Source organism: Haliscomenobacter sp., assembly GCF_040403615.1.
Lineage (GTDB): Bacteria > Bacteroidota > Bacteroidia > Chitinophagales > Saprospiraceae > Haliscomenobacter.
In genome coordinates this window covers 60,080-74,455 of record NZ_JBBAKG010000027.1, presented here as the reverse complement: position 1 = coordinate 74,455, position 14,376 = coordinate 60,080, and the positions used below count along the sequence as shown (strand labels likewise).

Genomic DNA, 14,376 nt, shown 5'->3' with positions numbered 1-14,376 from the left:
ATAATATCTCCTACTCCAATTGGTGATCCAAAAAAATCATATAATAATTTTGCTAATGGAGAATTCAAAGATTTTAATATAATGATAGGTGGATTTAAAGATTTAGCAGGAGTTTTTTCTGGACTAGGGAATTACGGAAGATTTTGGACTAGTACTGAAAGTGGAACAAATAGCGCATGGTTTTATGAATTGTGGAAAAATGGAACTTCTGTATATAGAAAGCGGGGTGGTAAATCATTTCATTTTTCATGTAGATGTATTTGGGATGAGTGAGGAGATTTTAATAAAATAGCCTTATTTTCTTCGTTAACATGAGTTCGGTGAATTATCGCTCCAAGCACATCTAACATCTTGTAACCGCCCGTTTCAACGGGTGGATCCAAGCGTACCCACCCTTCACATCTAACATCCTTCCAGAGGCTTGTATCTATACCATTTCCTGATGTGAGCCTCTGGAGTGATGTTAGATGTGAGTAGGTGGGTGGCCTTGAGCCCCCGACTAAAGGCGGGGGTTACAAGATGATAGATGTATTGGAGCTATAATCTCCGTAAATGCTTTTCAAAGCATTCATCAGCATTATTTCCAATTCTTTAGTGAGCGATCATGCCTCCATGGCAAAACTGCTACAAGCTGTAGCATTTTTGTGTTCCTATGACTTGTTGTTGTGTTTCCCCGACCTGAAAGGTTTTTCGAGTTCCAATCTTAAATACTGTAAACGGTTTTATCTTTTCACCAAATTGCAATTGGTCAACAGGTCGTTGACCAATTGCAATCACCCCTTCCCCTTTTCTTAAATTCTTTTTATTTCCACCCTCCCACTCAGCCAACTATCTGATTTACAAATCACTACTTGAATTCAGTAGAAAGTGTCTGCTGAATTGAAAAAAATGGAATAGTGGATTAGCACCAACCGCATCCAACATCTTGTAGCCGCCAGTTTCAACGGATGGACCCAAGCGCCCCACCCTTAACATCTAACATCCTTCCAGAGGCTTGCATCTATACCATTTCCTGATGTGAGCCGCTGGAGTGATGTTAGATGTGAGTAGGTGGGTGGCCTTGAGCCCCCGACTAAAGTCGAGGGTTACAAGATGATAGATGCATTGGAGCTATAATCCCATAACTCAGGTTAAATTAAAATTGCGCTATTCTGCTAAATGGATTAAATTTGTTGAAATCAATGCCGAAAAATGACACGTATTACTTTAGATGTAGACAATGCACACCTTTCAACCTTGCTGCTTTTTTTAAAGACCTTGAACTATATCGAGGTAAAAAAAGTAGAGCGCGATGCGGCATCTGAACAAGATGAACGAGAAAAATTGAATAAGCTGAATGCCTTGGCTGGGGCATGGATAGATGATCGTACTGCCGAGCAAATTATTGCAGAAATTGAAGAAGCAAGAGTGTTTAACCGGAGTATTGAGACGCTATGAATAAATACCTTCTCGATACCAATATTGTTATCTTTTTGTTCAGGCAGAAATTCCAGATTCGCGAGAAGATTGCTTTGATTGGGCTTCAAAATTGTTCTGTTTCAGAGATAACTTTAGCTGAACTAAAAATTGGGGCCGAAAGTAGCGCAGACCCAGCAAAAAATCATGCACTGATCAATTTGTTGACTGAAACGGTTACCGTCTTACCTATCTCCAAAGTACTCGATGTATTCGCATCCGAAAAAGTCCGCCTCAACAAAGCCGGAACACCCATGCATGATCATTTTGATGTGTTAATTGCAGCAACAGCAATGGTTTATAACCTTGTGTTGGTGACTAATAATACCAAGCATTTTGTAGTTTATGAAGGTCTGGAGGTAGAGGACTGGACCTTGTCTGACCCCGCGCGATTTGTGTAGGGTTTTACGTTGGTTAGCTAAGCAGAATCAGGGGTGGGGCTATGTCTTGGGCAAGAAGTAGTGCTGATGGCCTACCGCGATTGTCCCCCCTGGCGACCGTGTTCAACCACTGCCGTGGTTGTGGAACCCGCCTAAATCCTTCAACTCCCCGGACGACCGGGGCTATTCTGAATTGAACCGCTCCGCGGTTGGAGCCTGAATTTCAAAATGCTGCCCGATTTTCTGGTTTCCTTTCTTTATCGTTCCCAAACTATCCAGATTTTAAACCCTTCGAATTCGATGCGTTTAAAAATGAGTCGGTAGCAAATTGCGTTTCTCTCACGACCCAGAATTGGATTGAAGTCACCATAAGTCCGATGTGATTCAGGTGCTTACAGAGAGGGCAAAACTGCTACGGAGCGTAGCAGTTTTGTGTTTCTAAGACTTTACATGGTATTTCCACCCTGAAACTGCGACAAGCTGTCGCAGTTTTGACGGCGCAATTCAAAACCTCAATTTTAATCCCTTCGAATTCGAAGGAATTAACCATACAGCTGTGGCGCAAACAGTTTTTGTTTTTAGCACCTATTTCGAGATAGGCAAAATGCCAGTAGAGGAGTAAAGCAGAGATGCCGCAAAGTTCATCAAATCAAACCCTGATTTTAAACTTTGCGTCCCTTATATTTACGGAGAACCATAAATACACCCAAACAACCTGAGTACTGCCAGTTGATGCTCCGGCGAAATCAAGCCAGGTTGTAGCGCGTAATTTGCGGCTTTTAATTTGCGCAGCAGTGTTTTAGTAGACATGCCCAACTCCTGTGCAAATTCTACACGGGTTTTAAATTTGGTAAGTGTCATAAATATTCTATTTGGATTTTGCAATAAAAGTAGTGTGTTGGACTGCTCAAATCAAGGCACTTTTGCAGCAAAATGACCACCCCAAATTTTCGTTTTTGAAAAACCGGGGTTACCTGGAAGTATAAACCTGGATTTGGTTTCCACCATAATATTCCTGAAATTTGCGCCATTAAATACCGCCCTAACCTTTAATTGGTATGAAAATCACCTGCCTGCTGAGCGGGCTTTGCCTTTTGGCTGCGCTTAGTGCTTACGCGCAAGCGCCCGAGCTTTCTGAAAAATACCAGCTTCGCATCCGCAAATCTGCTGAACCCATGCGCCTGGACGGCACGATGGATGAACCCGCCTGGCAAAACGCCCAAGTGGCCAAAGATTTTTTCCAAAATTTCCCTTTTGATACGGCTTTTTCGGTTTTGAAATCGGAAGTGCGCATCACTTTTGACCAAAACTTTCTGTACATCGGGGCGGTATTGTACCAAAATCAAGCAGATTACATCACCACTTCTCTGAAACGGGATTTCGTGAGCGGGGTCAGTGATGTATTTTCCATCAACATCGATCCTTTCAATGACAAGCTCAATGGCTTTCATTTTGCGGTCACGCCTTTCAATGTGCAGCGGGAAGGGATGATCGACAACGGCACCAACATGTCGCCCGATTGGGACAACAAATGGTACTCCGAGATCAGCAACCACACCGACCATTGGGTAGTGGAAATGGCCATTCCTTTCAAAACCTTGCGTTATAAATTGGTAGCTGGACAAAACGTTTGGCGCATGAATTTTATCCGTTTTGGACTCAAACAAAATGAAGCTTCTACCTGGGTGCCCGTGCCCCGCGCCTTTCGCCCGCTGCATATGGCTTATACCGGATTCATGGTTTGGGAGGACGCTCCACCGCAACCCGGAGCGAATGTATCGATCATACCGTACGCCATTGCCCGAACCGAAAAGGATTTTGAGTTCAAATTGCCCAGCGAAACCAAAGCCAATATTGGCGGGGATGCCAAAATTGCCATCACGCCATCGCTCAATCTCGATTTGACTTTGAATCCCGATTTTTCGCAAGTAGACGTGGATCGACAGATCACCAACCTCAGCCGCTTTGAATTGTTTTTTCCAGAACGACGGCAGTTCTTTCTGGAAAATGAAGACTTGTTTGGCCGCTTTGGCTTCCCGGATAGCCGCCCATTTTTCAGCCGCAGGGTAGGACTCGCCAACGGTACCATTCGAAGGGTGACCACCGAGGGCGACACCGTTTCGGTAACCCGCAACCTCAACGTACCGATCAAAGCAGGGATGCGCTTGAGTGGCAAACTAGACAAAAACTGGCGCATAGGGCTGCTCAACATGCAAACCGGGCGGGTACGCGACCTCAATCTGGGGCCAGCCAACTACACCTCGGCGGTGATCCAGCGCAAGATGTTCACCCGCTCGGCTTTCAGTGGTATTTTTGTCAACAAAGAAAATTTTAGTGTCAACGATAAGGACGAGATCCACCACAATGCTGGGGCTTACAACCGGGTGGCGGGACTGGAATACAACCTGTTTTCCAAAGACAACAAATGGGAAGGAGAGTTTTATTACCACCGCTCGTTCAGTGGCAATCAACGCAACAAGGATGCCCAATCTGCGGCAGCGTTTATGGGGCTTTTTACCCGCAAATGGAATGTCCTTTCGGGTATGCAGTACGTAGGGAGCGACTACCGGGCCGACGTGGGTTTTGTACCCCGGGCAGGGCAGTTTTCGGTATTCAACATCACTAAACTCAATATTTTCCCCAAAAAAGCGGCCTGGGCCAAGAAGGTCAATACAACCGGATTCAACTTCCAAAATACGATCACCTACAATGTGCCTGGCTACAACCTGGCCGACCGCAGCCACCAACTTTCGTATTTTATGGAATTTCCGGGCAACTCATCGCTGGAATTTCAAGTGAGTCAGGATTATACGTACCTGTATTTTGCTTTTGATCCGACCAACTCCGGGGGCGAAGTACTGCCTGAAGGCTCAGGGTACACCTACCATGCTACCAAATTGAGCTACATCTCGGATTTTCGCAAGCCATTTTCCTACACCCTCAATGTGGGTACGGGGCAGTATTTCAACGGCAATATTTTCCGACTCAATGGTGAATTTGTGTACCGTTGGCAACCTTATGGGGTGTTTGCCATGACCTACGCCTACAACGACATCCATTTGCCCGCCCCTTACAATAGCGCCAGTTTTTGGCTGGTTGGACCCCGGACGGAGTTGTCTTTTAGCCGCAGCTTGTTTTTTAGCACTTTCTTGCAGTACAACACCCAGGCCAACAACGTCAACCTCAACAGTCGCTTGCAGTGGCGCTTCCGTCCGGTTTCGGATTTGTTTTTGGTGTATTCCGACAATTATTTCACCGATCAGTTTTTCCAAAACCCCAATGTAAAAAACCGCGCGCTGGTGCTGAAGGTGACGTATTGGCTGAATTTATAGGAGGAAGCTTTTCTTTTTCACCACCTCGTCCCTAAGCGCCACCTGAGCCAATGCGTTTCAATTCAGCTTCTTAGGTGTGCCTTAGGTGTCTTAAGTGCCTAAGGTGGTGAAAAAAAAGCAGCGAAGCTGCCCCACCAAAAAACTTAATTGGAAAAATTCTTCAGCTTGGCAATCAGCTCTTCCGTGACCGTATCGGCATAAATACCAAAAGAGCTGAGCAAAGTGCCTTTAAGTCCATACTTATCGGAAGAAATGGCGTATAAAACACTTTCTTCATCTGGATCAGACGAATTCGACTCAAAGCGGTAGACCTGATCTATGCTGAATTCATCGTGCAAAATGGGATGTTCCACCGCGCCACATTCCAGAAAGCTCTCTTTGAGGTTAAAATCCTCTGAATAACCCTGTGTTTTCAAGCCATTCAGGGCTTCGATTAAGGTGCTGTAATTTTCCATAATGGGTATAGGAGTTAAGGTTGTGTTTGAAAAATGAATTCTTGCACCAAAGCCAATTCTTGTTGCATGATGGTATGTGGTCGACCTGGATACACGGCCAGGTTGACCACCGCGCCCATTTGTTCCAATACTTGTTTGCTTTCTTCACTGCGGCTCAAGGGCACGTGCGGATCACGGTCCCCATTGCTCATGAATACCCGCATCCCCGCAAAATGGCCATTGTAATGGCTCAAATCAAGATGTTCGCCAATCAATCCGCCGGTAAAAGCCAAGGCTCCGCCAAAAGGACGCGCCAGTCGGGCAGTGGTTTCTAACGTGAGGCAAGCACCTTGTGAAAAACCTGCGAGGTAAATCTGTGCCGCAGGCAGGACTTTTTCGGTTTGTTCAAACAGTTGCCGGGCATTGGCCAAGGCGGAATCGAGCCAGGGCTGGTTGTCTGCTGCGGGTGCCATAAAACTGTACGGATACCAGGTATGGTTGGTGGCTTGCAAAGCGGCCAGATAAGTGCCCTCTGGGGCAAGTGTTTCACCGAGGTTTAAAATATCGGCAGCAGAACCGCCCCGGCCATGAAACAGCAAAATGGCGCGTTTCGCTTGCGCCAGGGGTGCTCCAGCCTCAATCAGGGTAAAAGTATGGGATGACATTGATCGCTTGATTTTATTCGCATTTGCGTAATTATCAACAGCTTTGTCGGGGAAAAAGATTTAGAGGAAATGAAATGTGTCTGAGAAAAAATCTAGCACAAAAAAACGGCGACGAGTACACCCCGCCGCCGTCCAATATTGGCAATAAAGATTTTCAATTATCCTGCTAGAGCACTTAACGCCCGCTTGGCATACACCTGCGCCAAATGCTGGCGGTAATCCTCGGCAGCATAATGGTCGCTTAGGATAGACACGCCTTGGGCTGCATGGGCAGCAGCAGCAGCAATGTTTTCTGCGGTAGCAGCCTGACCTTCTATGGCCTTTTCCACATTTGCATCCCGAAAGCAACCATCCGCTACACCGTTGAAGGCAACCCGTACGTGGGTGAAAGTACCTCCACTCAAAGTAGCCATAGCGGCACAACCAACAATGGCAAAACGAGAAGCTGGTTGGGGAAACTTCTGGTAAGTCGATTTTGTACCAGCAGCTGGGACGGGAACGCGGATTTCGGTCAAAATTTCACCCTCCTGCAAGGCAGTGGTGAAAAAGCCCAAGAAGAAATCCTGTGCCGCCAAAGTACGCGTGCCTCCGGCACTGCGCAATACTATTTGTGCATCAGCAGCAAGCAGTACCCCTGGCCAGTCTGCCGCAGGATCGGCATGGGCAATGCTGCCCCCAATGGTACCTACGTTGCGTACCTGTGGGTCGCCGATCATTACCGCGGCTTGTGGCATCATGCTGATGTGCTCCGCCAGCAGCGCCGAAGTGGCAATGTCCTTGTGGGTGCTGGCTGCGCCGATGGCGATGTGTTGGCCGTCCAAACGGATATAACGCAAATCAGCAATGCGCGCAATATCGACAAGTGCTGCGGGCTGATTTAAACGCAATTTGAGCGCGGGGATCAAGCTATGGCCTCCAGACAACACTTTGGCGTTGCCATCGTGTTGTGCCAACAGGCTCAATGCTTCATCAACTGATCCGGCGCGGTGGTATTCGAAATTTGCAGGAATCATGGTTTTTAATTTTTTTGATGCATTGCCCGCCATACCCGCTGAGGCGTCAGGGGCATTTCCAGGTTTTTGATGACCCCGAATGGCGCCAAAGCGTCCATTACGGCATTGACCACGGCTGGGGTAGAACCAATACAGCCTGCTTCACCAGCTCCTTTCACGCCCAGAGGGTTGTGAGGGCAAGGTGTAACGGTGCGGTCAATTTCAAAAGAAGGTAAATCATCGGCGCGTGGCATGGCGTAATCCATGTACGAACCCGTGACCAATTGGCCTTCATCATCATATACGACACCTTCGAGCAATGCCTGACCGATGCCTTGTGCCAAACCACCGTGGATTTGCCCATCTACGATCATCGGATTGATCACGTTGCCCACGTCATCCACCGCAATAAAGCGCTTCAGACTTACCTTGCCGGTTTCTGCATCCACTTCCACAATGGCGATGTGGCAGCCAAATGGGTAAGTAAAGTTGGTGGGGTCATAAAAACTGGAGAAGTCCAGTCCTGGCTCCAGTCCCGCAGGGTAATCGTGTGGCACATATGCCGTGAGGGCAATATCCCCAAAACCGATGCTCTTATCCGTACCTTTTACCGTCCATTTGCCACCAGCGTATTCGAGGTCTTCCTCGGCAGCTTCGAGCTTGTGGGCAGCAATTTTCGCCCCTTTTTCCAGCACCTTATCGATGCTCTTCACAATGGCGCTACCGCCTACTGCCAGGGAGCGCGAGCCGTAAGTACCCATCCCGAAGGCAACCGAATCGGAATCGCCGTGTACAATATCGATGTCTTCCATCGCAATGCCCAAACGGTCGGCAACAACCTGTGCAAAGGTGGTTTCGTGACCCTGGCCATGAGAGTGTGAACCCGTGAAGACGCTCACTTTGCCCGTAGGTTGTACGCGCACTTGAGCCGATTCGTACAGACCAGCCCGAGCACCCAGCGCGCCTACTACTGCCGACGGCGCAATGCCACAAGCTTCGATGTACGTAGAGAACCCGATGCCGAGCAATTTGCCATTTTTGCGGGCTTCTGCTTGCTCTTGGCGGAACTGCTCGTAACCGACCATTTCGAGGCCACGGGCCAAAACCGGCTCGTAGTTGCCGCTGTCGTATTGCAGCGCGACCTGGGTTTGGTAACCCGGTTGCGTTACGCCGTCAAAGGCAGGAATGAAGTTTTTGTAACGCAGCTCGGCGGGATCGATCCCCAATTCCAGGGCAGCAGTGTCAATCAGGCGCTCCAGCAAAAACGTTGCTTCCGGGCGACCCGCACCACGGTAGGCATCTACGGCATTGGTGTGGGTAAAAGCAGCAACAACGTCGATGTGGATTTTGGGCGTGGTATACAAGCCTTGCAACAGCGTACCGTGCAAATAAGTGGGTACCGCTGGCGCAAAAGTAGAGATGTAAGCACCCAGGTTGGCCACGGTGTTGACTCGCAAGGCGGTGATGTTGCCATCTTTGTCAAAACCCATTTCCGCAGTGGTCACGTGATCGCGGCCATGCGCATCGGTTAAGAAGGCTTCGTTGCGGCCTGATGTCCACTTGATGGGACGACCAATTTGCTTGGATGCCCAGGTCACCAGTGCCTCTTCGATGTAATGGAAAATTTTACTACCAAAACCACCACCTACGTCTGGCGCAACTACCTGCACTTTGTGTTCAGGAATGCCCAATACAAACGCACACATCAACAAACGGGTAAGGTGCGGGTTTTGTGAGGTGGTGTACAGCGTGTATTTGTCTTTGGAATCGTCGTAGTACCCAATCGCCGAGCGTGGCTCAATGGCATTAGGTGCCATGCGCTGGTTGATGAAATCCAGGCGGGTAACGTGGTGCGAAGCAGCAATGGCTGCATCTACCTCCGCCTTGGGGTTGCCCAATTCCCAGTCAAAGCACATGTTGTTAGGTGCTGAGTCGTGTACTTGTGGCGCGCCGGGCTTGATGGCTTCAGCAGGATTGGTGACGCAAGGCAGCACTTCGTATTCGATCTCCACGAGTTCGGCAGCATCCTGTGCGGTGGCGGCATCTTCGGCAATCACTACCGCAATGCCATCCCCTACGTGCTTCACCCGGTCTGCGACCAACAGTGGGTGGGGCGGCTCTTTCATGGTGGTGCCGTCCTTGAAGTTGACTTGCCAGCCAGCGGGCACGCCATTGATGCCTGCGGCTGCAATGTCTTTGCCCGTAAAGATGGCAACTACCCCTGGATGAGCCAAGGCGGCATCGATATCGATGCTCAAAATTTTGGCGTGGGCATAAGGGCTGCGCACGATGAAGGCATGGGTCATGCCAACGAGTTTGATGTCGTCGGTGTATTTGCCTTTGCCTGTGGTAAAGCGCTTGTCTTCAACGCGCTTTACGGATTGACCGATGTATGTCATAGTACTGCTGCGTTGGTTTCTTGTAATTTTTTAGCTGCCCACTGAATTGACCGGACGATGTTGTGGTAACCCGTACAACGGCAGAAGTTGCCCTCCAGCGCGTGGCGAATTTCCGATTCGGATGGATCAGGATTGTTTTGTAAAAGATCGGCGGCAGACATGATCATGCCGGGGGTGCAAAAGCCACATTGCAGGCCGTGCTCCTGGCGGAATCCTTCCTGAATGGGGTGTAAAGTGCCGTTTTTGGCCAAGCCTTCAACTGTGGTTACATTGGTGCCATCGGCTTGTACTGCCAAGGTGGTGCAGGACTTTACTGCCTGGCCATCTATGAGTACGGTGCAAGCTCCACAGCTGCTGGTATCGCACCCGACGTGTGCGCCAGTGAGGCTGAGTGCCTCTCGAAGGTAATACACCAACAATTGCCGAGGCTCGACCTGGCTGGTGTATTGCTTTCCGTTAATGGTTACTGAAATCTTTAGTGACATAGGTTATGATAATTTGAAACTTTCCTATTCTGAAACACAAGCGCGTCAAGGCAATTGCAATTTATCTCCCGCAGAAAATGGAAGAAAGAATTTAATTTCGTTGAGCTGCCAAATCAAGTAAATTTTTTTGGCAATAGCAAGGAAAACGGAATTTTTGGGAATTATTTAGAATGGGTCTAAGATAATAAAAAAGGTGGGATGATTTTTAGGTTGATCTAGGTTGATCAGTTTAATGCTGCATTGGTTTTTGGAGACGCATCGGATGTATTTAAGCTAGTGCTAAAATAAAAAGAGCCGACTCAGGCTCTAACCCCAAATCGACTCTTTCTATTCCTATTTGTACGGAATTACATCCCGTAATCATCATGGTGGTGGTGGTGTCCACCTGCACCGCCCGCGCTTTTCTTTTCCGGTCTGTCGCTGATGGTGGCTTCGGTAGTCAATACCATTCCAGAGATGGAAGCGGCATTTTCGAGAGCTACCCGGGTTACTTTGGTAGGGTCGATCACGCCTGCTGCCATCAGGTCTTCGTATACATTTGTACGGGCATTGTAGCCAAAGCTGTTTTTGCCGTTGAGTACCTTTTGCAGTACTACCGAGCCTTCTACGCCAGCATTTTCGGCAATGGTGCGCAGAGGTGATTCCAGCGCTTTGCGTACGATGTCGATGCCGATGTTTTCATCCTCGTTGATGCCTTTTACATTGGCTATCGCTTTGATGGCGCGTACCAGGGCTACCCCGCCGCCAGCTACGATGCCTTCTTCTACGGCAGCGCGGGTTGCGTGCAGGGCATCATCAACGCGGTCTTTCTTTTCTTTCATTTCTGTTTCTGTGGAGGCACCTACGTGCAAAACGGCTACCCCGCCCGCCAATTTGGCCAAGCGCTCTTGTAGTTTTTCGCGGTCGTAATCAGAAGTGGTGATCTCGATCTGAGAGCGGATTTGCGCCACCCGGCCTTTTACCCCATCTTCTTCGCCTTTGCCGTTGACGATGGTGGTATTGTCCTTGTCGATGGTCACTCTTTCCGCCTGGCCCAACATGGTTACGTCGGTATTCTCCAGCATGTAGCCTTGTTCATCGCTGACTACGGTACCTCCGGTCAGGATGGCAATGTCTTCCAGCATGGCTTTGCGGCGATCACCGAATCCAGGAGCTTTTACGGCTACAACATTCAGTACTGAACGCAAGCGGTTGACCACCAGGGTGCTCAATGCAGATCCGTCTACATCTTCGGCGATGATCACCAAAGGACGCCCCATTTGAGAGGTTTTCTCCAGAATGGGCAGGATGTCTTTTACGTTAGAAATTTTCTTGTCATGGATCAGGATGAAAGGGTTGTCGTATTCCGCAACCATGTGCTCCGGATCGGTTACGAAGTAAGGAGAAAGGTAACCCCGGTCAAATTGCATCCCACTAACTTCCTTCACAAAGGTTTCGGTACCTTTGGCTTCTTCGATGGTGATGACGCCGTCTTTGCTTACGCGCTTCATGGCGTTGGCAATCAATTCACCGATTTCTTCGTCGTTGTTGGCCGAGATGGAGGCAACCTGCTTGATTTTGCTGTAGTCGTCGCCTACTTGTTCTGCCTGCTCTTTGAGGTTAGCTACGGCAGCTTTAACTGCTTTGTCAATGCCTCGCTTCAGATCCATTGGGTTGGCCCCAGAAGTAACGCTTTTCAAACCAGCGGTGATCAGGGCTTGTGCCAATACCGTAGCGGTAGTGGTACCATCGCCTGCCAAGCTGGCCGTTTTGGAGGCAACTTCTTTGAGTATTTGAGCGCCCATGTTTTCAATGGGGTCTTCCAGTTCAATTTCTTTGGCTACGGTAACCCCGTCTTTGGTTACTTGAGGAGCGCCAAATTTTTTCTCAATGACTACATTGCGACCTTTTGGCCCCAAGGTTACTTTAACGGCATTGGCGAGTTTGTCGATGCCGCGTTTGATTTTTTCCTGAGCGGCATTGCTGAGGGTAATTTCCTTTACTGCCATGTTGGTTTTGGTTTTTTATTAATCTGGAAAAGATAAATTTTGGAAAGAACGGTTACGTTCAGCTCCTACAGGTCAAAGGTTGTGCCAAGGCTACCTGAAATAGGGTAAGATGCCAATTTGTCAGCCACAATGACAGCGGGAGTGGAAACTTTTTCGGATGAGGGATGGTTCTTTGGGCGTAAGTAACGCAGAAAAATTAACTTCCCGATTTTGGGTTTTGAATAGGAAGTCGAATGGTTCATTTCAAGTGAGCTTCCTATTCAAAAGCCTCTCAAAAAATCGGGAAGTAATTTTTTGCGTCAGACTAAGGTATCTAATTTTGTTTCCGCGAAACCATTCCTGCCATGTTCAGCTCAATTGCCAGCAACCCCTATGTTTCTTTAATGATCACTGCCTGGAAATACGCCAAGCAGGAGCGCAGCCGGTACGCGGTAATTTACGGCATGTTTGCGGCTAGCAACATCATCAATGCAGGAACACCCATTATCTGGGGCTGGCTGGTCAATGAGCTGCAACAAAAAGGTACCGATGTGTTGTATTCTACCTGGTTGTACGTCGGCGCATACCTGATTCTGCACTTCAGCGATTGGGGATTCCACGGTTTTGCCAGGATCATGGAGCAAACGCTGGCCTTCAACCTGAGTCGAAATTTTTTACAGGAAATGTACCACAAAGTCCTGCGTTTGCCCGTGAAATGGCACCAGGACAACCACAGCGGATCGACCATCAACCGCGTACGCAAAGCTTACGAGGCGTTAAAAGAGTTTTTCCAAAACGGACACATGTACATTCATGCCTTTGCCAAGTTTGCTTTTTCTTTTGCAGCCATGCTTTATTTTTCTCCAATTTTTGGATCAATTGCGATTTTGATGGGAGTGGTAGCCTTATACATCATATTTGTGTTTGACAAACCCTACATTCGGCACCAGAAAGAGACCAACGAAAAAGAACACATCGTATCTGCTACCCTCTTTGATAGCCTCTCCAATATCATTACCGTAATCACACTACGCCTGGAAAAACGCATGGAGAGTGGCCTTTTGCAAAAAGTGGCAGACATTTTTCCGCCATTCAAGAAAAAAATCGTGGTCAATGAACTCAAATGGTTTGTGGTCGACAGCATCGTAGTGCTGATTTATTGCACCATCATGTTGGGTTACATTTACCAGAATTACGTTCCTGGGCAACTTTTTTTGATTGGAGGGCTGGTTACATTAACGGGGTACGTGCAACGGTTTACCAGCGTGTTTCACGACATCGCCTGGCAGTACAACGAAATTGTCAATCACCACACCGATGTACAAACGGCCAAAAACATCTTCGAAGCTTACGACCAGCAGCACCTCCCCGAACCTACAGAAAACCTGCCTGCTCACTGGAAAACCATCCGACTCAGCAACCTCAACTATGTACACGAAGTGGATGGCACACCCGCCGAAGGCCAATACCGACCCGGCCTTCACGACCTGAGCATCCAGATCGAACGCGGCAAACGCATTGCCCTGATTGGGGAGAGCGGGAGCGGAAAAAGTACCCTTCTAGCCTTGATGCGGGGACTGTATCCACCCAAATCCGGCCTAAGACTAGAAGCTGACAGCAAGTCGTATGACAAACTGGACGTTTTGTCCGATTACATCACGCTTTTTCCTCAAGAACCTGAGATTTTTGAAAATACGATAGAATACAACATCACCCTGGGCCTGCCTTTCAGCAATGAAGAGGTAATGAGGGTGTGCGAAACGGCGCATTTCTCCGAAGTAGTAGAGCAGTTGCCTTCCGGACTGCTCTCCAGCATTCGCGAAAAAGGAGTGAACCTATCTGGAGGTCAAAAACAGCGCCTGGCACTCGCAAGAGGGGTATTGGCGGCCAAAGACAGCGACATCATCCTCCTGGACGAACCCACCAGTAGCGTTGACCCCAAAACGGAATTGCTGATTTATGAGCGCATGTTTCAGGATTTTTCTGATAAAGCCATCGTATCGGCCTTGCACCGCCTGCACTTGCTTGTGCATTTCGACTACGTATACGTCATGGAAAATGGCCGGGTGGTAGACGAAGGTACGTTTGAATACCTTCGTGAAAACAGTGCCCCATTCCAGGAAATGTGGAAGCACCAGGAACAAGTTGTCCTGTAGCGGCAACCCTTTGTGGTTGCCCCGCTAAATTGGCCGCCCGAAGGGTGTCCACGTAGGGCCACCCCGACGAAATCACCAAAGCATTATTCCCCACAAATCCTTATTTTTGTA

General features: G+C 48.5%; 12 protein-coding genes. 5 read left to right on the top strand and 7 right to left on the bottom strand.

Annotated features, from left to right (window positions below; genetic code table 11):
• The 3 genes from ABW391_RS10905 to ABW391_RS10895 form a co-directional block, all read left to right on the top strand.
• Nucleotides 1–273 (top strand): fibrobacter succinogenes major paralogous domain-containing protein (locus tag ABW391_RS10905; RefSeq protein WP_502916321.1); only part of this gene is annotated, 273 nt, incomplete at its 5' end.
• 918 nt (nucleotides 274–1,191) lie between these two features.
• Nucleotides 1,192–1,437, top strand: a complete 246-nt coding sequence (locus tag ABW391_RS10900) for a hypothetical protein (RefSeq protein WP_353481894.1) — start codon at nucleotides 1,192–1,194, stop codon at nucleotides 1,435–1,437.
• Nucleotides 1,434–1,856 carry a PIN domain-containing protein gene (locus tag ABW391_RS10895; protein WP_353481893.1) on the top strand — a complete coding sequence of 141 codons (423 nt, stop codon included), beginning with the start codon at nucleotides 1,434–1,436 and terminating at the stop codon, nucleotides 1,854–1,856. The genes ABW391_RS10900 and ABW391_RS10895 overlap by 4 nt, the downstream gene beginning before the upstream one ends.
• A gap of 663 nt (nucleotides 1,857–2,519) precedes the next feature.
• Here the strand turns inward: ABW391_RS10895 and ABW391_RS10890 are convergent.
• Nucleotides 2,520–2,696, bottom strand: a complete 177-nt coding sequence (locus ABW391_RS10890) for a hypothetical protein (RefSeq protein ID WP_353481892.1) — start codon at nucleotides 2,694–2,696, stop codon at nucleotides 2,520–2,522.
• Nucleotides 2,697–2,893: 197 nt separating this feature from the next.
• Between ABW391_RS10890 and ABW391_RS10885 the strand changes: the two genes are divergently transcribed.
• On the top strand, nucleotides 2,894–5,167 hold the full coding sequence (locus tag ABW391_RS10885; RefSeq protein ID WP_353481891.1) for a DUF5916 domain-containing protein: 2,274 nt from the start codon (nucleotides 2,894–2,896) through the stop codon (nucleotides 5,165–5,167).
• Between the two features lie 143 nt (nucleotides 5,168–5,310).
• On the opposite strand, the gene ABW391_RS10880 is transcribed toward ABW391_RS10885, so the two are convergent.
• From ABW391_RS10880 to groL, 6 genes are all read right to left on the bottom strand, one after another.
• Nucleotides 5,311–5,622: a phosphoribosylpyrophosphate synthetase gene (locus ABW391_RS10880; protein WP_353481890.1), complete on the bottom strand. Its 312-nt coding sequence runs from the start codon at nucleotides 5,620–5,622 to the stop codon at nucleotides 5,311–5,313.
• A 14-nt stretch (nucleotides 5,623–5,636) separates the two neighbouring features.
• Nucleotides 5,637–6,266 carry an alpha/beta hydrolase gene (locus tag ABW391_RS10875; RefSeq protein ID WP_353481889.1) on the bottom strand — a complete coding sequence of 210 codons (630 nt, stop codon included), beginning with the start codon at nucleotides 6,264–6,266 and terminating at the stop codon, nucleotides 5,637–5,639.
• Nucleotides 6,267–6,424: 158 nt separating this feature from the next.
• Nucleotides 6,425–7,279 carry an FAD binding domain-containing protein gene (locus tag ABW391_RS10870; RefSeq protein ID WP_353481888.1) on the bottom strand — a complete coding sequence of 285 codons (855 nt, stop codon included), beginning with the start codon at nucleotides 7,277–7,279 and terminating at the stop codon, nucleotides 6,425–6,427.
• A gap of 5 nt (nucleotides 7,280–7,284) precedes the next feature.
• Nucleotides 7,285–9,657: a xanthine dehydrogenase family protein molybdopterin-binding subunit gene (locus ABW391_RS10865; protein WP_353481887.1), complete on the bottom strand. Its 2,373-nt coding sequence runs from the start codon at nucleotides 9,655–9,657 to the stop codon at nucleotides 7,285–7,287.
• Nucleotides 9,654–10,142: a (2Fe-2S)-binding protein gene (locus tag ABW391_RS10860; RefSeq protein WP_353481886.1), complete on the bottom strand. Its 489-nt coding sequence runs from the start codon at nucleotides 10,140–10,142 to the stop codon at nucleotides 9,654–9,656. Before ABW391_RS10860 ends, ABW391_RS10865 begins: the two co-directional genes overlap by 4 nt.
• Nucleotides 10,143–10,489: 347 nt before the next feature.
• Complete coding sequence (groL, locus tag ABW391_RS10855) at nucleotides 10,490–12,130, bottom strand: chaperonin GroEL (RefSeq protein WP_353481885.1); 1,641 nt, start codon at nucleotides 12,128–12,130, stop codon at nucleotides 10,490–10,492.
• Between the two features lie 344 nt (nucleotides 12,131–12,474).
• Between groL and ABW391_RS10850 the strand changes: the two genes are divergently transcribed.
• The gene (locus ABW391_RS10850; RefSeq protein ID WP_353481884.1) at nucleotides 12,475–14,265 is read left to right on the top strand and encodes an ABC transporter ATP-binding protein; all 1,791 of its coding nucleotides are present in this window, start codon (nucleotides 12,475–12,477) and stop codon (nucleotides 14,263–14,265) included.
• Nucleotides 14,266–14,376 lie beyond the last annotated feature (111 nt).

Bases quoted from the DNA above. Each gene is read 5' to 3' on its own strand.
- ABW391_RS10900 (WP_353481894.1), top strand. From the start codon at position 1,192: ATGACACGTATTACTTTAGATGTAGACAATGCACACCTTTCAACCTTG.
- ABW391_RS10895 (WP_353481893.1), top strand. From the start codon at position 1,434: ATGAATAAATACCTTCTCGATACCAATATTGTTATCTTTTTGTTCAGG.
- ABW391_RS10890 (WP_353481892.1), bottom strand. From the start codon at position 2,696: ATGACACTTACCAAATTTAAAACCCGTGTAGAATTTGCACAGGAGTTG.
- ABW391_RS10885 (WP_353481891.1), top strand. From the start codon at position 2,894: ATGAAAATCACCTGCCTGCTGAGCGGGCTTTGCCTTTTGGCTGCGCTT.
- ABW391_RS10880 (WP_353481890.1), bottom strand. From the start codon at position 5,622: ATGGAAAATTACAGCACCTTAATCGAAGCCCTGAATGGCTTGAAAACA.
- ABW391_RS10875 (WP_353481889.1), bottom strand. From the start codon at position 6,266: ATGTCATCCCATACTTTTACCCTGATTGAGGCTGGAGCACCCCTGGCG.
- ABW391_RS10870 (WP_353481888.1), bottom strand. From the start codon at position 7,279: ATGATTCCTGCAAATTTCGAATACCACCGCGCCGGATCAGTTGATGAA.
- ABW391_RS10865 (WP_353481887.1), bottom strand. From the start codon at position 9,657: ATGACATACATCGGTCAATCCGTAAAGCGCGTTGAAGACAAGCGCTTT.
- ABW391_RS10860 (WP_353481886.1), bottom strand. From the start codon at position 10,142: ATGTCACTAAAGATTTCAGTAACCATTAACGGAAAGCAATACACCAGC.
- groL (WP_353481885.1), bottom strand. From the start codon at position 12,130: ATGGCAGTAAAGGAAATTACCCTCAGCAATGCCGCTCAGGAAAAAATC.
- ABW391_RS10850 (WP_353481884.1), top strand. From the start codon at position 12,475: ATGTTCAGCTCAATTGCCAGCAACCCCTATGTTTCTTTAATGATCACT.